A 21,915-nucleotide genomic window follows, 5' to 3' on the forward strand; every position below is an offset into this window, starting at 1 on the left:
TTTTAATCAACAGGAACAAGGAGAATAACAATGAATGATTTAGAGTTTGTAATGGTACCAATGATCATGTTCATGATTTTTGTTGCGCCATTGTGGTTAATTTTACACTACCGCAGTAAAAAGCAGGTCAGCCAAGGCTTGAGCGAGCATGAACACCGTCAGCTAGTTGATTTAGCTGATAAAGCTGAAAAAATGGCAGAGCGAATTAATACCCTTGAATCATTACTTGATGCCGAGGCACCGCAGTGGAGGAATAAAGGATGAGCTCACAAAAACGTGAATTATATCGCGACCCTAGCAGAGGAAAAATCGCTGGTGTGTGCGCAGGGCTAAGTGATTACTTTTCAATGGAGTTGTGGTTAGTCCGGATTATCTTTATTTCGGCGGTATTATTAACGGGTGGGCCATTTTTTGTTGTTGCGTATGTCGCAGCTTGGTTTATTTTAGATAAAAAACCTGGAAGTGATAGCTCAGTCAAAAAGACTTCACGCGTCGATGAGCGTCCTGTAGAAGTTAAATTTAAAGTATGGCAAGCTGGTGAACCACCACGACGCGCTTTACAAGATTTAAAAGAGCAGCTTAATCGTATCGACTCTCGCATTCAAAGTATGGAACGTTATGTCACTTCTGCAGAATTTACCGTTAGCCATGAAATTAATAAATTATAGGAATTCACAGTGCCACATTCATACTGTGGCACTGGTTTAATATGTTTGAATCCATTAAACAATCAGCAAAATTTAAGCAGTTCCAGCATCAAGCGCATCAATTTGTGCAGCGCGGCTTCGATCAGCATGTCAAACTAGCCGTTACAGGATTAAGCCGAAGCGGTAAAACAGCTTTTATCACTGCGTTAGTTCAGCATTTAACTGAGCAAGCTGACTCAAAAAATTTGCCTTTTTTCTCTGTGGTGCAACAACATCGAATGATTGCGGCAAAAGCAGTGCCACAAAGTGCGCTTGATATTCCAACCTTTCCTTATCGCGAAGGATTAAATTCACTGTTGCAAGGGCAGTGGCCTGCATCAACAGAGCGCATTAATACGCTTCGCTTGGCAATTAAATACCGTTCAGGTGGAGGGTTGAGAGCCCAGTTCAGCGAAAATCATACATTGATTGTTGATTTAATTGATTACCCCGGTGAATGGTTGATGGATTTGCCGATGCTGGATCTGGATTACAACGCATGGTCGAAACAACAATTACACTTATTAAGCCAAGCGCCTCGTGCGGCAAAGGCTCAAGATTTTCTGAGCGAACTTGAGCAGTTTGATGCCAGTGCACCAGTCGATGAACAGCAATTAGCTAAATTGGCGCAGCACTATCAGGCATTACTGGTTCATTTTAAGCACGATTTAAAACTTTCAGTTTTACAGCCCGGGCGCATGCTGATGCCGGGTGATTTAGCTGGTGCGCCTATTTTGGCTTTTTTTCCGTTTCCTGAAGTGATTGATGCACCTGAGAGTTCTGGTTACTTTCATTTAAAAAAACGCTATCAAGCATATGTAAAAGACGTTGTGCAACATTTTTATCAGCAACATTTTTGTCATTTTGACCGACAAATTATTTTGGTTGATTTGTTGTCATCTCTTGAACAAGGTGCAGAGGTTTTTGCTGAGCAAAACCTCGCAATCAATCAGCTTCTAAGTTATTTCAGTTATGGTAAAAGTAATTTTATTAAACGTCTTTTTGCACCGAAAATAGATAAATTGCTCTTTGCAGCTACAAAATCAGATCATTTAAGTGCTGAGCATCATAAAGATTTAGCATTGCTGCTTGATAACATTGTTGCACAAGCTAAAAATAATTTGGTTTTTGATGGTATAAAAATAGAAACGATGGCGATGTCGTCTGTGGCCGCTACTAAAGCGGTGCAAGTAGTGCAAGGGGGTGAAAAGCTCAATTGTATTAGTGGTAAAGAAATTAAAAGTGGGCAATACCAGACTTTTTTACCCGCTCAACCACCAATGCGTGCGCTTAGCGCGGCTGAATGGCCTAAACATGGTTTTAATTTTCCGAGTTTTTATCCTGATTTAACAGCAGATAAAAAAATTCGTCATGTGCGTATTGATCATGTTTTAGAGTTTTTATTGGGAGATAAATTGCGGTGAATACAGAAACCCAATTACAACAAGGACGGATTATCAATACACTTCCTGACCTTGAACCTGAAGTAGCGACTTTTCAGCAATTACAGTCAATTGATGACGATGCGATTGTTCAAACCGATGATGACATCCTAACGGCAAGTATTGCTCCTGCTTTACAAGTTAAAAAGCCTTCACGCTTAAAACAACTTTTTGTTGTTAGTTTATCCAGTGCAATTTTAATTGAAGCGGGGCTCAGTTTATATCAAAGCTTTACGCAGTCGGTTTGGCTTGGTGGCTTATATAGCGTATTACTGGCTAGTGGCGTCGCATTGATTGGCAGCGTTTTTTGGCGTGAATACAGCTTGTTACGTCGTTTAAAACGCCATAATCTACAGCGTGACACCGCAGAGCGTTTATTGCACAGTGAACAGGTGGGAGAAGCATCAGACTGGTTATCTAAACTAAACGAATTTAGCGAAATAGACGGGTTTGCTCGATTTAAAGCTTCTTTGCAGCCTCACCATAGTGATAAAGAGGTTATGGCTCTTTATCAAAGCACGCTATTGGTGAAACAAGACCAAGATGCAAAAAAAATTATCAATCGTTTTGCCTGTGAATCAGGTTTGCTGGTGGCATTGAGCCCAATGGCGATCGTTGACATGGCCGCTGTACTTTGGCGTGGCACAAAAATGATTGAACAAATCACGCGGGTTTATGGCTTGCGCTTAGGGTATGCCAGCCGAGTGAGTTTATACCGCAGTTTGTTAAAGCATATGCTTTTTGCAGGCAGTGCAGAACTTATCAGTGATCTTGGCACCACGGCTATAGGTGCAGAGCTTGCCGGTAAATTGTCAGCTCGTGCAGGCCAAGGTATTAGCGCGGGTATTTTAACGGCTCGTTTAGGTTATAAAGCGATGGAGCTCAGCCGCCCAATTGCACAACTTCCAAACAAAAAATCATTGTTATCAGAAACAAGCCGATTTTTGCTTGAAACCATCACAAAAAGAGTTATTTCAAAGCCAGAATAAATTTATTTTGGCTTTTTTATACAATTTTAGCCCTCTGTCCATCCGGCATGCTTGCACTTAATTGACACATCTCACATTTTATAACTCGTTTATTTTTGCGGCTGAAACCAGCTTTAGGTAAATCGTAGCTAACTTCGCTTTGTTACTATAATAATGATTAATAAGTTAAGTTCGTTGCACCTAGCTCAATCCTATCGGCCACATATTTATTAGGATGTTTTATGAAAACTACAATGCATGAAAATACTCACTGTATTCATGGTGGAAAATCGAGCCATGCCAATGGACCACTGAGCACCCCTATTTATCAATCTTCAACGTTTGTTTTTGAGAATGCAGAGCAAGGGGCCGCCCGATTTGCTGGTGAGGAAGAAGGGTATATTTATTCACGTTTGGGTAATCCAACAACACGTGAGTTAGAGAAAAAAATGGCCCTGTTAGAGCAAATGGATGATGCAGCGGCTTGCGCGACGGGGATGGGGGCTGTGTCTGCAGCGGTACTGAGCTTTTTACAACAAGGCGATCATTTGATTGCGTCAAAAGCAATTTATGGTTGTACCTTTGCTTTTTTTGCCCATATGCTACCAAAATGGGGAATTGAAGTAAGTTTTGTCGATATGACCGATCCTCATGCCCTTGAGGCAGCTTATCAAGCCAATACAAAAATGGTGTTTGCTGAAACACCAATTAATCCTAACCTCACGGTTTTGGACTTAAAATACATCGGTGATTTTGCAAAAAAACATCAGATATTGTCCGTGATTGATAATACTTTTTTAACGCCTTTGCTGCAAAAGCCGAAACAGTACGGTATTGATATCGTTATCCATAGTGCAACGAAATACCTCAATGGTCATGGCGATGTAGTGGCTGGAATTGTCTGTGCAAGCCAAGAGCACATTAATTTAATTAAGTTAACCGTATTGAAAGATATTGGTGCCACGATGAGCCCACATGATGCTTGGCTAATAATACGTGGGATGAAAACGCTGGCTGTTCGTATGGAAAAGCATTGTCAAAATGCACAAAAAGTCGCTGAGTTTTTAGAAAGTCATCCTGAAGTAGAATGTGTTTATTATCCAGGATTGCCGTCTCATCCTGGCTATAAATATATTGGAGAGCAGATGAAAGCCGCTGGTGGTGTGATTGGTTTTGAACTCAAAGGTGGCATTAAAGATGGTGTTAATTTCATCAATGCCACAGAGCTTTGTAGTATTGCGGTGAGTTTAGGAGATGCAGAAACACTTATTCAGCACCCAGCTTCAATGACACATTCACCTTATACGGCAGAGGAGCGTTACGCTGCAGGGATCTCTGATGGTTTGATTCGAATTTCGGTCGGACTTGAATTTGTTGACGATATTATTGCTGATTTGACGCAGGCATTGAATGTTATGAGGAAAAAACGTTAAATACCGCATCGTTAAGTTTACAGTGAGGCGCTATGTGGGGCGCTTTTTTATTGGATGTAATTAAATGTATACGTCATTGTAAACTTAATGCTCCGAAGTGTATCTTTTTTGAAATGCTCCTGTAAGCGCAAAAGCTTAATTAATTTGCTGCTTTTAAATATGATGAGGGAATAGTCAAAAAGGCATTTTGCTTTTTTATGGTCACCTTAAAGGTTCGTTACAATGGCTAAAGCAAGTAAATACATCTCTAGGCAACCTGATGCGTCAGGTCATATCACTTGGAGCGAAGAAGAAAATAAAATTTGGTCAGAATTAATTAATCGTCAGCTTAAATGCATTGAAGGCAAAGCCTGTAATGAATACATGGCTGGACTTGATAAATTACAGTTGCCGCTTGATAGGATCCCGCAACTTGAAGAAGTAAGCAAAGTGTTGCGAGAAACAACCGGTTGGGAATGTGCAGCTGTGCCTGCGTTAATTAGTTTTGATAAATTTTTTGAATTATTGGCTAACAAACAATTCCCTGTTGCAACCTTTATTCGCAGTCGTGAAGAGTTCGATTACCTTCAAGAACCCGATATTTTTCATGAGATTTTTGGCCACTGCGCGATGCTTACGCATCCTGATTTTGCTGAGTTCACTCATAAATATGGTCAGCTTGGCTTAGCTGCTGATAAAAAAGACCGTGTATTTTTAGCTCGACTTTATTGGTTTACGATTGAGTTTGGCCTAATGCAAACTGAAGAAGGTTTGCGTATTTATGGTGGTGGTGTGTTATCAAGCCCTGGAGAAACACAATACGTTTATTCCGACACACCTAAAATTAAGCCATTAGAAGTGGTTGATGTGCTACGAACACCGTATCGCATTGATATTATGCAACCACAATACTTCACGATTAATGGTATTCATGATTTATTTGAAATTTCAAAAATGGATTTAATGGCTTTAGTTGAACAAGCCAAAGAGCTTGGCTTACATGCCCCGTTATTTGAACCAAAAGAAAAATTAGCAAGTTAACAAGTACAAAGGACAAACCATGTCAGAATTAAGTTCTCAAAAATGTGAAGCCTGTCACGTCGATGCGCCTAAGGTATCAGACGATGAATTAGCTGTCTTGATCCGCCAAATCCCTGATTGGACTCCAATCGTTCGTGATGGTGTGATGCAATTAGAGCGTGTTTATAAATTTAAAAACTTTAAATTAGCTCTCGAGTTTACTAACGTACTTGGAGCAATGGCAGAAGAAGAAGGTCATCACCCTGGTATTTTAACTGAATGGGGTAAAGTAACGGTTACTTGGTGGAGCCATTCAATTAAAGGTTTACACAAAAATGACTTTATTTGCGCCGCTAAAACGGATGCATTATTAGCGTAATTGTTTGAAGTTAAAAATAAGATAAAAAGCGCATTGTGCGCTTTTTTTATTGGTGTGCTGTCAGTCAAAATTGACAGTAAATCCACTAAATATGTAAAGAGATATTTCAAGCGCTAGTTTAACTGGGTCTGTGTCTTTAAAATGAAGCCTGTAAAGAGTGAGATTAATGTAATTTACCTCAAGAATGGGTGATTAATCTGACTTTTTGTTTAATCAAAAAAATAACAACAATCCAGCAAGGCATTGTTGCAAATAATTATGGGAACGATCATGAAAACGCTTTTATCTTCAGCAATATGCTCATCGGTATTGTTGCTTGCCGGTTGTGTAAATGAACCGAGCGCAGAACAAATCACGCCGTCGGTATTAACAACACAAAAAACTACGTTGGCTTCAGGAATTGAAAAAGCCAATATGGATTTATCTGTACGTCCACAAGATAATTTTTATCGCTATATTAATGGCACTTGGCTAAAAAACACTGAAATACCGAGTGATAAAACGGCCATTGGCGCATTTTATGACTTACGTGACAAAGCTGATGATGATGTAAAAGTAATTATCGAAGAACTTGCTGCTGCAAAAGAGTTAACCCCAGGCAGTGATGAGCAAAAAGTGGCTGATTTATTTCGCTCTTATATGGATATCGAAGCCCGTAATAAAGCCGGAATTGCGCCGATTGGTTCAGTGCTTGATGCGATTGAAGCCCTTGAAAATAAAGAGCAACTAGCAGCCTTTTTTGGTCAGTACCAAGCGTTAGGCGTGACTAGCCCTCTTGCGTTTTACATCAGTGTTGATGCTAAAGATTCAAGCCGTTACGCAACACATATTTGGCAAAGTGGTTTGGCGTTACCTGATAAAGATTATTACTTTAACGACACTGAGCGTTTTGTCGCATTGCGTGCTGGTTATTTAGCTCATATTGAAAAAATGTATCAATTAGCAGGCTTTTCAAATGGGAAAAAAGCAGCTAAAACTGTGCTGGATCTTGAAACAAAATTGGCTGGTTTTCATTGGACCCGTGTCCAGACGCGCGATAGCGAGAAGCGTTACAACAAGTTTGCTACAGATAAGCTCAACACCTTAACGTCCGATTTTAATTGGAATGCTTATTTAAAGGCTTTAGGTGCAGATCAGCAAAAAGATATCATTATCAATCAACCTGATTTTGTACAAGGTTTTGGTAAAGTATTTGCCAGTACGTCACTGTCTGAATGGCAAACTTATTTAACGTTTCATACCTTAAGCAGTTATGCGAGTTATTTAACGGCAGAGTTAGATAATGAAAATTTTGATTTCTTTTCTAAACAGCTCAGTGGCCGTCAAGAGCAGCAACCCCATTGGAAACGTGGTGTTGCAGTTGTAAATAGTAATTTAGGTGAAGTGATCGGGAAAGTGTATGTCAGTCGTCACTTTACGGCTCAAGCGAAATCTCGCATGAGCACATTAGTTGAAAATCTACGTCAGTCGTATGGTGACAGCATTGATGAGCTAACATGGATGTCGCAAGATACAAAAAAATCGGCCCATGTTAAATTAAACGCTTTTACGCCAAAAATCGGTTATCCGGATCAATGGGAAGATTATTCAGCTCTTGAAATTACGAGCGATGATTTAGTCGCTAATATTCAACGCTCTGGTGAATTGGGTCACAAAAAAGAGCTTGAAAAATTAGGTGGCCCAATTCGCAAATGGGAATGGGGCATGACGCCACAAACGGTTAATGCCTATTACAATCCAACCGTAAATGAAATCGTTTTCCCTGCTGCAATTTTACAGCCGCCATTTTTTAATATGGCTGCGGATGACGCGGTAAATTATGGTGGCATTGGTGCGGTTATTGGCCATGAAATGGGCCATGGTTTTGATGACCAAGGCAGTCGTTATGATGCTACGGGTAACTTGCGTAATTGGTGGTCAGAGCAAGATTTAGCTGAATTCGCTAAACGTACTCAAGCACTCGTTGAGCAGTATAACGGTTATCAGGTATTTGATGATTTGAGTGTTAATGGTTCTCTGACGCTTGGTGAAAATATTGGTGATTTATCAGGTGTAACAATTGCCTACAAGGCTTACAAAGCATCGCTTAATGGTAAAGAAGCCCCTGTGATAGATGGTTTAACTGGCGATCAGCGCTTTTTTATGGGCTATGCCCAAATTTGGCGCTCAAAAATTGTTGAACCGTCGTTACGTAACCGCGTTGCGACTGATCCACATTCGCCAGGCGAATTTAGAGCATTAGGTTCGCTATCAAATATGCCGGAGTTTTATAAAGCATTTGATTTAAAGCCTGGAGATAAAATGTATTTGGCTGAAGGCGAACGTGTAAAAATTTGGTAATTCATTTGAGCGCCTAAAACAGTGTTTTTAATTATAAACCCTCAGCGTTGTCTGGGGGTTTTTACTTAGAGCTGAGTTGTTTAATACGGGATTAGATTAATTTAAATTTCCTTGTCTATTGATGGGAAAGTTTGAGCGCAATTTGTTTTTTAATCTAAACTTTTTAGGTCGCAAATAGGATCATAGGGTGTTTTTTGAATTTTTATTGTCGTAGTTTACGCATTATTACAATATTTGTATTAATCACTGGGTGTTTTTCACTTTTAGCGGCAGAGCAAGTAGCTCCGAATTGTACAAAAACGCTAAAATTAGGCGTGGGCGAACCTTGGCCTCCTTTTGTTATTGGTGAGCCTGATAACTATAGTGGTATTGATATCGATATCACCCGCTTAGTATTTCAAAAGCTAAAAGTCTGTTTGGAGATTGTTAAGCTGCCATCTTCAGCTCGAGGTTTGCAAGAACTAAAAAAAGGTGAAATTGATTTTTTAAATGCTGCTAGTTTTACTGAGGAACGAGCACTTATTGGCTTTTATTCAATGCCTTATCGTACAGAGGCGATGCGGATTTTTTATCATATTCACAATAAGCCAAAATTTAAACTCCAAAGCTTATTTGATTTGCTCCATCAAGATTTTATTGGAGTAGTCAATTTAGGGGCTTATTATGGTCCTGAATTTGAGGCTATGATGAGTCAAAGCTCCTTTGCCAAACAAATTACCAGTGTGCCAAGTGTTGAGCAACGAATGAAAATGCTTGAACTACACCATGTTGATTTTGTGATAGAGGATATTGTTCCTGGCCGCTATTACATTCAGCAACAGCAAAAATTTAATATCGAAATGCTGCCCATTGTGGTGCATGATAACCCTATTTATTTTTTATTTAGTCGTGAAACTGTTTCTCAAGAACAAGTGAATCGAGTCAATCAAGCAATCATGCAGTTACAAACCAACATTGATGCAGTGGTTGATAATTATATTTTTTGATTGAAGAGTGCTGTGTTAGTTTGTAAGCGCTTTACTCTAGCCCATTCTTTTTACTTTATTGTTCGGTTATTTTATGACATCCCTCAACTCGCAATTAGCACATTATTTTGGTTTTAATGAGTTTCGCCAAGGCCAATTTGAAACAATTAGCACATTACTCGAGCAGCGATCGGCTTTAGCTATTTTTCCTACTGGTTCTGGTAAGTCACTGTGTTATCAATTGAGCGCTTTATTATTACCGCACCTTACTTTAGTGGTCTCGCCATTAATAGCGCTAATGCATGACCAATTGCACTTTTTACAAAGTAAAGGGATTGCTGCCGCGAGCTTAGACTCGACATTAAATGCAGATGAAAGCCGTGATGTAATGACTAAAGTACAAAAAGGTGAGATTAAAATATTGATGGTATCGGTGGAGCGGTTCAAAAATGAACGTTTTCGACAATTTTTATCAGCTTTGAGTATTTCAATGCTGGTGGTCGATGAAGCGCATTGTATCTCTGAATGGGGGCATAATTTTCGCCCTGATTATTTGAAATTACCCCGCTACCGTGAAGAGTTAGCTATTCCGTTGGTTTTGTTATTAACAGCAACCGCAACAAAAAAAGTAAAGCTCGATATGGCAAAACGCTTTGAGATAGCGCCTGCAGATATTATTCAAACTGGATTTTACCGAGAAAACTTAGCGTTAAGTGTTTTACCTGTATTCGATAATGTAAAGAATGCTGTTCTAATTGAACAAATAGCGCAGCTATCTGGTGCTGGTATTGTTTATGTTACCTTGCAACAAACAGCTATGCAGGTCGCGCAATTATTGCAATCAGCCCAGATAAACGCGGTTGCTTATCATGCAGGGTTAGGTGATGAGGTTAGAAGTCACATTTTGCGTGATTTTATGGCTAATAAAATAGATGTTGTGGTTGCGACGATTGCATTTGGTATGGGAGTCGATAAAGCGAATATTCGTTTTGTCATCCATTATGATTTGCCCAAATCAATCGAGAATTATAGTCAAGAAATAGGCCGTGCAGGGCGTGATGGGCAACAGAGTCATTGCATTACTCTGGCTAATTTAGATGGCATTAACGTAGTTGAAAATTTTGTATATGGTGACACACCAGAGCCTGACGGAATTGCAAAGTTAATTGAATTAATACAAACGACAACAACACAAGGGGTTTGGGAGCTGCAAGATAACCCGTTAGCCAGTGAAACTAATATTCGTTTATTACCACTCAAAACGCTGTTAGTACAATTAGAATTAAAAGGCGTTATTACAGCCAAATACTCTTACTTTGCAGATTTTAAATATAAGTTATTGGTTGATAAACAGCAGTTACTCAGTCAATTTGACCCTGTACGGCAAGCTTTTTTAACCCTGATTTTAAGCCATACACAATTTAAGAAAGTGTGGGGTACACTTGATTTCGCCCAATTACTTAATGAGCCTACTGTCGAGCGTGAGCGAGTGGTTAATGCCCTTGATTATTTGCACCAGCAGCAACTCATTGAACTTGAAACTAAAAAAATAACTCATGTCTATGCGGTTAATCAACAAGCGTTAATGGACCCAAATTTGGTTAATGATTTAGTGGGTTATTTTAATGATAAAGAGCTGGCTGAAATAAAACGTATTGCAGCTTTGGTGCGTTTTTTCCAGCTTGATAAATGCCTGAGTTCGAATTTAGCCCGTTATTTTGATGATCAGCACGCGCCATTACAATGCCACACATGCTCAGTGTGTCTTGGTAAAGTGGCGACACTTGGATATTCTGGAACACCGCAGCTACTTAATGATGATATCCTCAAAGGGTATTTACATGAGCTGACATTGTTGTGTCAGAACAAAGGCAGCCAGCCCCTTAGTAATAAAAGTTATGCCCGATTTTTAGCTGGGATCACAACACCGTTATTTACTCGTCTTAAAGTAAGGCAACTTGCAGGATTTGCCAGCTGTGAGTCATTCCGATTTTCTGATTTGGTACAAAAAGTTTCAACATTGCAGCTAAATGAATTTTAGCAGCAATGTTGACAGTTTTGACTCAGTGTAAATTTAAAGCCGTTTTTTGCTAAAATCTCTGCAAGCTATGAACTAACCATAAGGTGGCTATACAGAGTTTCTCTTTAGCCACTTATCACCAAATTGGTAAATTGCAAGGCCAGTCATAATGCAACTGGCTCCGATGATCAGTTTGAGTGTGATGGTTTCGTTATTGAGCCAGGCACCAAGGGTCATTGCAATAACTGGCGTGAGCAAAGTAATGAGGGCGACTGTACTGGCGGCTAATTTCTGTAAAATATGGAAATAGGCCAAAAAGCCAATCAATGAACCAAAAATGCCAAGATAAATAATCGCCCAAATAGATTTGGCTTGCCAATCTTCAATCGTGAGTTGGCCATCGAACATCAGCCATACAAGAAAAAAGATTGGTGTTGAAACACTCAATGCGCCAACAGTAGTTGCCATTGGGTGAATGGTAAGTGAAATGCTTTTTACCATTACCGCACTTAAACTAAAAAATATGACGGCAGTTAAAATAAGTAATAAACCAATCCAGCTCTTTTCATGTAATTTAATGTGATCGCTACATACAATCGCTAAACCTATAAAACACAGGGCTAAAGCAAGTTTCTTTATGCCACTAAATTTAGGTTCAGCAAGAAACCTCTGTGCAAGCACACCTGAAAAAATGGGCGCTAAACCAAACATTAAAGACATCATCCCTGAACTGATATAACGGGCTGCTAAGTAACTCAAAAGCATTCCCCCAACAATTCCAATACTTGAGCTGCAATAAAGTTTTCTTGCTTGTCGATGCCAGGGTAATTTGATGTTTGTTAACATAATAATACACGCCCCAAGCACAAGCGCGATGAGCATGCGTAATAATACGGCAAGAGTGGGGCTTACAGAGCTGCTGCTCCAAACAATACCCAAAGGTGTGGTAGACCATATAAGTACCACAGCAAGATATGCTAAAGGTACAGGCATAAAATTTCCAATATATTGAATGTTCAAGGGGAAAAAGATAGTGGCGTTGCTAATCTTAGTTGTCAACGTCCAAAGTAATAATTAATAGAGCCATATTGTGTGATATTTAATTGAAGTTTGTATTAGCCCTGCTCTAAAGCAATTAAATAGGTGGTCCGTGATTTCAAATAAAGCTTTTTGGCCTATGTTAGCTGGCTGAATGACCGAACATGAGTTTTATATTCTGTCTTATCTAAAAAGATAATCTTGTCTAAGCTTATCCAGTAAAATAAATAGCGATATTACGTTGAGTTTATTAATAATTAAGAAAGTCCGAGACTCATAGCGCTTGGGCTTAATTGAATTTAATAACAACCAAAGGTTGCTTATTAATGGCTCTGAAATTATAATCGTTGCAATTCTGACGCGGGATGGAGCAGCCTGGTAGCTCGTCGGGCTCATAACCCGAAGGTCGTCGGTTCAAATCCGGCTCCCGCAACCAGTTACTTTTCAGTAACTTAAAGCGTATTATTGATTTAATGCGCTTTTGTTTTATGAGTCGTCATTGACTTAATTGGTTTAGAATTACAACCTTTTACCAGGTTAGGCCGTTGGCCACACAGTTATATGTTTTAGGTGTGACGCCCCGCTTGGTACGGGGCGTTGTTGTTTCTAAACCTAACTAAGATTCTAGGGCTATGTGCCCTTTTTTTGTTTGTATGGAGGATTTCTGTGACTAAGCTCGAGCAAGATATTATTGCAATGTTAGAGCCTGCAGTTGAGGCGTTAGGCTTTGAATTATTAGGGCTTGAAGTAGTACAAGCAGGTCGAAATTCAACATTGCGAGTGTATATTGATCATGCAAATGGAATAAATGTTGATAATTGTGCGGATGTGAGTCGTCAAGTTAGCGCTATTCTAGATGTCGAAGATCCAATTACAAATGAATATAACTTGGAAGTTTCTTCTCCTGGTGTGGATCGTCCATTATTCAAGCCAGAACACTTTATAAAAGCGCAAGGCGAAGAAATTCGTTTAAGAACAAAGCTTCCGCAAGACGGCCGCCGTAACTTCAAAGGCGACCTAATTTTAGTTGATGGTGATATGTTAACGCTAAGAATTGATAACAAAGACGTCATGGTCATGTTAGGCAATGTCGAAAAAGCAAACATTATCGCTAAATTTTAATTCGAGTGCGAAAGGAACAGGGCAAGCGAGGCATTACATATGGCAAAAGAGATATTATTGGTAGCAGAAGCTGTCTCCAATGAGAAAGCGGTTCCAAAAGAAAAAATATTCGAAGCGTTAGAGTTTGCACTAGCAACTGCGACTAAGAAAAAACATGATGGTGACATTGACGTACGTGTTTGTATCGACCGTAAAACCGGTTCATATGATACTTTCCGCCGCTGGCAAGTGGTCGAAGATCGCGAAGGTGGTCTTGAAAACCCATATCGTGAGATCACAATTGAAGCTGCTGTTTACGATGATCCTAACATCAAATTAGGTGATTTTATTGAAGAGCAAATCGAGTCAATTAAATTTGATCGTATTACGACTCAAACCGCTAAACAAGTGATCGTACAAAAAGTACGTGAAGCTGAGCGTGCATTAATCGTAGAAGCGTATCAAGATCAAGAAGGTGAAATGGTGACCGGTGTGGTGAAAAAAGCCAGCCGTGAAGCAATTGTGCTTGATTTGGGTAATAATGCTGAAGCTGTTATTTACCGTGATGATATGTTACCACGTGAGAACTTCCGTCCAGGCGATCGTATTCGTGGTTTATTATATTCAGTTAAACCAGAGGCACGTGGTGCACAATTATTTGTCACCCGTTCAAAGCCTGAAATGTTAATTGAATTATTCCGCATTGAAGTGCCGGAAATTGGCGAAGAAATGATTGAGATCCGTGGCGCTGCCCGTGATCCAGGTTCTCGTGCTAAAATTGCAGTAAAATCAAATGACAAGCGTATCGACCCTGTGGGTGCGTGTGTCGGTATGCGCGGTGCGCGTGTTCAAGCTGTTTCTACCGAGCTTGGCGGTGAGCGTATCGATATTGTGTTATACGATGACAATCCTGCACAATTTGTAATCAACGCTATGGCGCCAGCTGAAGTGGCTTCAATCGTAATGGATGAAGATTCACGCTCAATGGATATTGCTGTTGAATCAGATAATTTAGCGCAAGCTATCGGTCGTAATGGTCAAAATGTTCGTCTAGCTAGTCAATTGACTGGTTGGGAATTGAATGTAATGACTGTTGATGATATGAATAAGAAAAACCAAGAAGAATCAGGTAAAGCAATCAAAGTTTTCACTGAAGGCTTAGATATCGATGAAGATTTTGCTCAATTATTAATTGACGAAGGCTTCTCAACACTTGAAGAAGTGGCCTATGTACCTACTTCTGAATTTTTAGAAATTGATGGTCTTGATGAAGATACGGTTGAAGAGCTTCGCGCGCGCGCTAAAGCCTCTTTAACAACACAAGCGCTTGCTTCTGAAGAATCACTAGAGGGTTCTGCACCAGCTGAAGATTTATTAGCACTTGAAGGTCTTGAGAGACATTTAGCATTTGTATTAGCAAGTAAAGGTGTTGTAACACTTGAAGACTTGGCTGAGCAAGGTATTGACGAGTTAGTCGATATTACAGAGCTTTCAGAAGAGAAAGCAGGTGAGCTAATTATGGCTGCACGTAATATTTGCTGGTTTGGCGACGAATAATTTATTGACGGAGGTAACAAATACGATGGCAGATGTAAGCATTGAAAAGCTGGCCAGTGACATAGGTACAACGGTTGATAAATTAGTCCAACAGTTTGCTGAAGCAGGAATCAACAAGTCTGCAAGTTCACAAGTAAGTGAGTCGGAAAAAACCGAATTACTGGACCATTTAAATAAGCAACATGGCGGAGCAGGACTGAATGAGCCTGCACGCATGACTTTACAGCGCAAAAGCAAAAGCACTTTAAGTGTTGGCGGCGCAGGTAAAGGGAAGTCTGTTCAAGTTGAAGTACGTAAAAAACGTACTTATGTAAAGAAAAGTTCATTGGAAGAAGAGCAGCAACTTGAGCAAGCTAAGCAAGAAGCGGAGCGTTTAGCAAAAGAAGCTGAACTTAAACACAAGCAACAAGAAGCAGAGCGTCAAGCGAAAGAAGCTGCTGAACGTCAAGCGAAAGAAGAAGCTGAACGTAAAGCAGCAGAAGCAAAGCGCGTAGCTCAAGAGAAAGCAAAGAATAACGTGACTACTCAAAAAGTTGATAAAGAGCGTTCGGCTCAAGATAAACTCGAGGCGGAGCGTTTGAAGCGTGAAGCTGAAGAAGCAACTCGCCAAAAGCTTGAATTAGAAGCTAAACGCGTAGCTGAAGAAGCGCGCATTTTGGCCGAGCAAAATGAAGGACGTTGGAAACAAGAAGATGAAGAGCGTAAAAAACGTGAAGAATCATCTGATTTCCATCTAACTACATCTACTACAGCGCGTGCTGCAGAAGATGAGTCTGACATGAAAGAAGAAAAATTTGCACGCCGTCGTAAGAAGAAAAAATCGACGGAAGAGAAAGAGCCACCACGCGTTGGTAAAGGCCGCAAAGGTAAATTAAAAGCGCCACAATCGCTACAGCATGGTTTCCAAAAACCAACTGGTGATGTACTTCGTGAAGTACGTATCAGTGAAACGATTACGGTTGCAGAACTTGCTTCACGTATGGCAGTTAAAGGTGCTGAAGTTGTTAAAACAATGATGAAAATGGGTGACATGGTTACGATTAACCAAGTTATTGACCAAGAAACAGCGCAGTTAGTGGCTGAAGAAATGGGCCATAAAGTTGTTTTAGTAAAAGAAAATGAACTTGAAGTAAACGTTCTTGCTGACCGTGGTGATGAAGGTAAACAAGAGTCTCGTGCACCAGTGGTTACAGTAATGGGTCACGTTGACCATGGTAAAACATCAACACTTGATTACATTCGTAAAGCGAAAGTAGCATCAGGTGAAGCGGGTGGTATCACTCAGCACATTGGTGCTTATCATGTTGAAATCGGCAAAGGTATGATTACCTTCCTTGATACTCCGGGCCATGCTGCATTTACTTCAATGCGTGCTCGTGGTGCTAAAGCGACTGATATCGTTGTTCTTGTTGTTGCAGCAGATGATGGTGTTATGCCACAAACTATTGAAGCAATCCAGCATGCGAAAGCCGCTGAAGTGCCGTTAATCGTTGCTGTAAACAAAATGGATAAAGAGGGTGCGGACCCAGATCGCGTTAAGAATGAATTATCACAACACGGTGTTATTTCTGAAGAGTGGGGCGGCGATGTTCAGTTCGTTCATATTTCAGCAAAAACCGGTGAAAACATTGATGAATTACTTAATGCAATCCTAATGCAAGCTGAAGTTTTAGAATTAACAGCTGACCACTCTGGTATGGCGTCAGGTGTTGTTATTGAATCTCGTCTTGATAAAGGCCGTGGCCCTGTTGCATCTATCCTTGTTCAATCAGGTACGTTACGTCAAGGCGACATCGTATTATGTGGTTTTGAATACGGCCGTGTTCGTGCAATGCGTGATGAAAATGGTAAGCCAATCGAATCTGCTGGCCCATCAATTCCAGTTGAAGTTTTAGGCCTTTCAGGCGTACCTTCAGCAGGTGATGAAGCGACTGTTGTTAAAGATGAGCGTAAAGCGCGTGAAGTAGCATTATATCGTCAAGGTAAATTCCGTGATGTGAAACTTGCTCGTCAACAGAAATCTAAACTTGAAAACATGTTTGCTAACATGACTGAAGGCGATGTTTCTGAAGTGAACGTGGTACTTAAAGCAGACGTACAAGGTTCTGTTGAAGCAATCAACGATGCATTATTAAAGCTTTCTACTGATGAAGTAAAAGTGAAGATCGTAGGTAGCGGTGTAGGCCCTATCACTGAAACTGATGCAACACTTGCTGCAGCTTCGAATGCGATTGTAGTTGGTTTTAACGTACGTGCCGATGCTTCTGCGCGTAAAGTGATTGATAGCGAAAGCTTAGATTTACGTTACTACAGTGTTATTTATAACTTGATTGACGAAGTTAAGTCAGCTATGTCAGGTATGCTAGCACCAGAGTTCAAACAGCAAATCATTGGTTTAGCTGAAGTACGTGATGTATTCAAATCACCAAAAATTGGTGCCATTGCAGGTTGTATGGTGACCGAAGGTAACATTAAACGTAATAATCCAATTCGTGTATTACGTGATAACGTGGTTATCTATGAAGGTGAGCTTGAATCACTACGTCGTTTCAAAGACGATGTACAAGAAGTGCGTAATGGCATGGAATGTGGTATCGGCGTTAAGAACTATAACGATGTTCGAGTGGGCGACCAAATCGAAGTATTCGAAATTATTGAAATTCAACGTACTCTATAACTCGTTGAATCAAAATAATTAATTTAAATGGGGGCTTTAGCCCCCATTAGTGTTTTAACTTATGAGCCTATTGGGGCTTATGATAACTATTCAAAGTGGTGAAAATGAGAGATTTTTCTCGTACTGATCGCGTAGGCCAGCAAATTCAAAAAGAAATTGCAGTGATCCTACAAAGAGAAATAAAAGATCCTCGTCTAGGAATGGCAACAGTATCGGCTGTTGAGGTTTCAAGAGATTTAGCTTATGCCAAAATATTTGTAACAATCCTTAATACTCAAGACGAAGATAAATCGAATGAAAGCATCGCAATCTTAAATGAAGCGACAGGGTTTATTCGTTCGTTATTAGGCAAACGTATTCGAGCACGAATTATGCCTAATTTAAAATTTGTATTAGATCGTTCGTTACTAGAGGGCATGCACATGTCTAATTTAGTAGATAAAGTGATCCGTGAAGATAAACTCAAACGTGGTCCTGAAGCGAGTCAAGAAGACGAAGAATAATGGCAAAAAAAACAAAAGGCCGTCCACTTGACGGCATTTTTTTACTAGATAAATCAATAGGTTTGTCATCAAATAAAGCGCTGCAACAACTTAAATATTTGTATGGTGCGCAAAAGGCTGGCCACACTGGTGCACTTGACCCTTTAGCAACAGGCATGCTGCCAATTTGCTTTGGTGAAGCGACTAAGTTCTCACAATTTTTGCTGGATACTGATAAAACGTATGTAGTGCGAGCAAAATTAGGTGTTAGAACAACTACCTCTGATTCTGATGGTGATGTTGTTTCAGAAAAGCCAGTCAATATCACCCAAGCACAACTTGACAGTGCAGTTGCAGGCTTTCTTGGCACCACGGATCAATATCCATCGATGTACTCTGCTTTAAAATATCAAGGGCAACCTTTATATAAATATGCCCGCGAAGGGATAGAAGTACCAAGAAAATGTCGAAAAATCACCGTATTTAGTTTAACACTCGATGAGTATGATGTTACTACCGAAGAGATTCAGCTTACCGCGCATGTCAGTAAAGGCACCTATATTCGCACCATCATTGATGATTTAGGTGAGATGTTAGGCTGTGGTGCACACGTCATTATGTTACATCGCAGTGCTGTAGGTCATTATCCCGCTTCACAAATGATGTCTTTAGCAGATTTAGACGCAAAATTGGCGCAGCAAAACCTTGAAGGGCTTGAAGCTCATCCTTTTTTAGACAGCTTATTGTTGCCAATGGACAGCGCTCTGGTTGCGTTACCTGAAGTTTTTATTAACGAAGAGCAAGAAGTTGCTTTCAAAAATGGTCAAACGTCAGAAATGGCTGATTTACCTGAAGGTGTTTTCAAGGTGGTTGTTAAGCCTGATATGCGCTTTATCGGTATAGGCGAGCGCAATGAGTTGGGTCAATTAAAATCAAAACGCGGTTTATCGACCCATAAACCGAGCGATGAGCCGTTAGATAAGTAACGGTTTTTTTCTTGTAGATTGTGTATTTTCTGGTAGAATCTGCCCGCTTAATCGTTTTGGCTGAATTAGTGATCGGCTAAAGCATCTTTTAAATTTATTTTGGAGTCATTATGTCACTAAGTACTCAACAAAAAGCTGAAATTCTAGCTAAATTCGCACGCGCTGAAGGCGACACTGGTTCACCTGAAGTTCAAGTTGCACTTTTAACTTTTGATATCAATAAGTTACAAGGTCACTTTGCTGATCACAAACACGATTTCCATTCTCGTCGTGGTCTATTACGTAAAGTTAGCCAACGTCGTAAATTACTTGATTATTTAAAGCGTAAAGATTTAGCTCGTTACACAAGCTTAATCGCAGAACTTGGCCTACGTCGCTAAGAACTTGATTTTAAAAAAGGGGCTTTTAGCCCCTTTTTTTTATCCTAATCATCGACCATAATGGCGTTGATAAAGTATACTACAGGTCGAAATGGTACCAATTGTAGTAGTTAATTGATCTTGCCCTTGATTTTAAAGGGAAAAGTACAATTAACTACTGTAATTGGTATTTCGATAAACAAAGAAAGACATATGAAGGAATAATTCATTGCAAGCTATTATTAAAAAATTCCAATTAGGACAACACACAGTAACACTCGAAACAGGCGCTATCGCGCGTCAAGCTGACGCAGCAGTTCTTGCTAGTATTGGTGATACATCAGTACTTGTTACTGTTGTAGGCAAAAAAGAAGCGGCACCAGGTCAAGACTTCTTCCCACTAACAGTAAACTACCAAGAGCGTATGTATGCTGCTGGTCGTATCCCTGGTGGTTTCTTAAAGCGTGAAGGCCGTCCAAGCGATGCTGAAACACTTATCGCTCGTTTAATTGACCGCCCAATTCGACCACTATTTCCAGACGGTTTTGTAAATGAAGTACAAGTTATCGCAACTGTAGTGTCATTTAACCCTGAAATTCAACCAGATATCGTTACATTAATAGGTACTTCTGCTGCACTTGCTATTTCTGGTATTCCATTTAATGGCCCAGTTGGTGCATCACGTGTTGGTTATGTAAATGGCCAATATGTATTAAACCCATCAGTGAAAGAGCTTGAAGAGAGCCAACTTGATTTAGTTGTTGCTGGTACTGAAAATGCTGTATTAATGGTTGAGTCAGAAGCAAATATTTTACCTGAAGATGTAATGCTTGGTGCTGTAATGTATGGCCATGAGCAAATGCAAGCGATCATTACTGCAATTGCTGAATTCAAAGCGCAAGCGGGTAAACCAACATGGAACTGGTCTGCACCTGCAAAAAATGTTGATTTAGCAACTCAAATTGCCAACATCGCTGAAGCGAAAATTGGTGCAGCTTATTTAATTACAGATAAAGTTGCCCGTAAAGAAGCGCTTTCTGCAGCTAAAGCTGAGGTAATGGAAACATTAACAGCGCAACTAGCTGAAGGCGAAAACTTAGATAAAAATGAAATTGGTGATTTATTCGGTTCACTTGAGAAAACAATTGTACGTGGCCGTATTATTGCAGGCGAGAAACGTATCGATGGTCGTGAACCAGATATGATCCGCGCGCTAGACGTGATGACAGGTGTATTACCTCGTACTCATGGTTCTGCTATTTTCACACGTGGTGAAACGCAGGCATTAGTAACAGCAACACTTGGTACAGAGCGTGATGCACAAATGTTAGATGCGTTATCTGGTACAACAAACAGCCGTTTCATGTTGCATTATAACTTCCCACCATTCTGTGTGGGTGAAACAGGTTTTGTTGGTTCACCTAAGCGTCGCGAAATTGGTCACGGTAACTTAGCAAAACGTGGTATTCAAGCCGTTATGCCATCATTAACAGAATTCCCATACTCTGTACGTGTTGTGTCTGAAATCACAGAATCAAACGGTTCATCATCAATGGCATCGGTATGTGGTACATCACTGGCGCTAATGAATGCGGGTGTTCCGGTTAAAGCATCTGTTGCGGGTATCGCGATGGGTCTTGTAAAAGAAAATGAAAACTTTGTTGTTTTATCAGATATTTTAGGTGATGAAGATCATTTAGGCGATATGGACTTCAAAGTAGCGGGTACAAGCAATGGTATCACTGCACTTCAAATGGATATCAAAATCGAAGGTATTACACGTGAGATTATGCAAATTGCTTTAAATCAAGCAAAAGCAGCACGTTTACATATTTTAGGTGTGATGGATCAGGCAATCTCTGCACCACAAGCTGAGTTATCTGAGTTTGCTCCACGTATCTACACTATGAATATTCCACCGAAGAAAATCGCAGAAGTAATCGGTAAAGGCGGCGCAACAATTCGTGCTTTAACTGAAGAAACTGGCACAACGATTGAAATCGAAGATGATGGTACAATCAAAATTGCAGCTACAAATGGTGACAGCGCTAAAGCTGCCATCGCGCGTATCGAGCAATTAACTGCTGAACTTGAAGTGGGTACTATCTACACAGGTAAAGTGGTACGTTTAGTTGATTTTGGTGCGTTTGTTAACGTATTGCCAGGTAAAGATGGCTTAGTTCATATTTCACAAATCTGTGAAGAGCGCGTAAATAACGTGGCTGATCATCTTACCATTGGTCAAGAAGTTAAAGTTAAAGTGGTTGAAGTTGACCGCCAAGGTCGTGTGCGCTTAAGCATTAAAGAAGCATCAGCACCATCAACACCTGCAGCTGTAGAAAGTGAAGAACAAGCGTAATCGCTAAAATTCATTTTTGATGAAAATAAGGGGCTGTAAGGCCTCTTTTTTTATGCTCTAATGGAAAACTAATCCGAAGGAATACTTTCTAATCGCGGGTTAAAATTTATTAATACCTTAAAGT

Annotated in this window: 18 protein-coding genes and 1 tRNA gene; 18 read left to right on the forward strand and 1 reads right to left on the reverse strand. The window is 40.1% G+C overall.

The window, feature by feature from the left end; translation table 11 throughout:
* Positions 1-30: 30 nt before the first annotated feature.
* The 10 genes from pspB to AC3KZC_RS05310 all read left to right on the forward strand — a co-directional run bounded on the left by pspB (position 31) and on the right by AC3KZC_RS05310 (position 11,253).
* A complete protein-coding gene (pspB, locus tag AC3KZC_RS05265) occupies positions 31-264 on the forward strand; it encodes an envelope stress response membrane protein PspB (RefSeq protein WP_490579310.1) in 234 nt (77 codons plus the stop codon).
* Positions 261-668, forward strand: a complete 408-nt coding sequence (gene pspC / locus AC3KZC_RS05270) for an envelope stress response membrane protein PspC (RefSeq protein WP_490579309.1) — start codon at positions 261-263, stop codon at positions 666-668. The genes pspB and pspC overlap by 4 nt, the downstream gene beginning before the upstream one ends.
* Positions 669-709: 41 nt before the next feature.
* Complete coding sequence (locus AC3KZC_RS05275) at positions 710-2,110, forward strand: YcjX family GTP-binding protein (RefSeq protein WP_490579308.1); 1,401 nt, start codon at positions 710-712, stop codon at positions 2,108-2,110.
* Positions 2,107-3,117: a YcjF family protein gene (locus AC3KZC_RS05280; RefSeq protein WP_490579307.1), complete on the forward strand. Its 1,011-nt coding sequence runs from the start codon at positions 2,107-2,109 to the stop codon at positions 3,115-3,117. Before AC3KZC_RS05275 ends, AC3KZC_RS05280 begins: the two co-directional genes overlap by 4 nt.
* Positions 3,118-3,338: 221 nt before the next feature.
* Positions 3,339-4,529, forward strand: a complete 1,191-nt coding sequence (locus AC3KZC_RS05285; protein ID WP_490579306.1) for a trans-sulfuration enzyme family protein — start codon at positions 3,339-3,341, stop codon at positions 4,527-4,529.
* 222 nt (positions 4,530-4,751) lie between these two features.
* The gene (gene phhA / locus AC3KZC_RS05290; protein WP_490579305.1) at positions 4,752-5,549 is read left to right on the forward strand and encodes a phenylalanine 4-monooxygenase; all 798 of its coding nucleotides are present in this window, start codon (positions 4,752-4,754) and stop codon (positions 5,547-5,549) included.
* Between the two features lie 19 nt (positions 5,550-5,568).
* Positions 5,569-5,907, forward strand: coding sequence for a 4a-hydroxytetrahydrobiopterin dehydratase (locus AC3KZC_RS05295; protein WP_490579304.1), 339 nt, complete (start codon positions 5,569-5,571; stop codon positions 5,905-5,907).
* 270 nt (positions 5,908-6,177) lie between these two features.
* Complete coding sequence (locus AC3KZC_RS05300) at positions 6,178-8,247, forward strand: M13 family metallopeptidase (RefSeq protein WP_490579303.1); 2,070 nt, start codon at positions 6,178-6,180, stop codon at positions 8,245-8,247.
* 194 nt (positions 8,248-8,441) lie between these two features.
* Complete coding sequence (locus tag AC3KZC_RS05305) at positions 8,442-9,233, forward strand: substrate-binding periplasmic protein (protein ID WP_490579302.1); 792 nt, start codon at positions 8,442-8,444, stop codon at positions 9,231-9,233.
* 73 nt (positions 9,234-9,306) lie between these two features.
* A complete protein-coding gene (locus AC3KZC_RS05310; RefSeq protein ID WP_490579301.1) occupies positions 9,307-11,253 on the forward strand; it encodes a RecQ family ATP-dependent DNA helicase in 1,947 nt (648 codons plus the stop codon).
* Between the two features lie 87 nt (positions 11,254-11,340).
* Here the strand turns inward: AC3KZC_RS05310 and AC3KZC_RS05315 are convergent, their stop codons facing one another.
* Entirely contained in the window at positions 11,341-12,225 is an 885-nt protein-coding gene (locus AC3KZC_RS05315; protein ID WP_490579300.1) for a DMT family transporter, read from the reverse strand.
* Positions 12,226-12,629: 404 nt separating this feature from the next.
* Between AC3KZC_RS05315 and AC3KZC_RS05320 the strand changes: the two genes are divergently transcribed.
* The 8 genes from AC3KZC_RS05320 (at position 12,630) to pnp (ending at position 21,791) form a co-directional block, all read left to right on the forward strand.
* Positions 12,630-12,706 (forward strand) — tRNA-Met (locus AC3KZC_RS05320).
* Between the two features lie 230 nt (positions 12,707-12,936).
* A complete protein-coding gene (gene rimP / locus AC3KZC_RS05325) occupies positions 12,937-13,392 on the forward strand; it encodes a ribosome maturation factor RimP (protein WP_490579299.1) in 456 nt (151 codons plus the stop codon).
* Positions 13,393-13,431: 39 nt separating this feature from the next.
* Positions 13,432-14,928: a transcription termination factor NusA gene (gene nusA / locus AC3KZC_RS05330; RefSeq protein ID WP_490579298.1), complete on the forward strand. Its 1,497-nt coding sequence runs from the start codon at positions 13,432-13,434 to the stop codon at positions 14,926-14,928.
* 25 nt (positions 14,929-14,953) lie between these two features.
* Positions 14,954-17,605: a translation initiation factor IF-2 gene (gene infB / locus AC3KZC_RS05335; RefSeq protein ID WP_490579297.1), complete on the forward strand. Its 2,652-nt coding sequence runs from the start codon at positions 14,954-14,956 to the stop codon at positions 17,603-17,605.
* Between the two features lie 104 nt (positions 17,606-17,709).
* Positions 17,710-18,108: a 30S ribosome-binding factor RbfA gene (rbfA, locus tag AC3KZC_RS05340; protein ID WP_009838826.1), complete on the forward strand. Its 399-nt coding sequence runs from the start codon at positions 17,710-17,712 to the stop codon at positions 18,106-18,108.
* Positions 18,108-19,073 (forward strand): tRNA pseudouridine(55) synthase TruB, encoded by a 966-nt coding sequence (gene truB, locus AC3KZC_RS05345; RefSeq protein ID WP_490579296.1) that lies wholly within the window; start codon positions 18,108-18,110, stop codon positions 19,071-19,073. Before rbfA ends, truB begins: the two co-directional genes overlap by 1 nt.
* A gap of 110 nt (positions 19,074-19,183) precedes the next feature.
* Entirely contained in the window at positions 19,184-19,453 is a 270-nt protein-coding gene (rpsO, locus tag AC3KZC_RS05350; RefSeq protein ID WP_009838828.1) for a 30S ribosomal protein S15, read from the forward strand.
* 208 nt (positions 19,454-19,661) lie between these two features.
* Positions 19,662-21,791, forward strand: a complete 2,130-nt coding sequence (pnp, locus tag AC3KZC_RS05355; protein ID WP_490579295.1) for a polyribonucleotide nucleotidyltransferase — start codon at positions 19,662-19,664, stop codon at positions 21,789-21,791.
* Positions 21,792-21,915 lie beyond the last annotated feature (124 nt).

This window comes from Pseudoalteromonas sp. J2K-J031 (assembly GCF_058197095.2).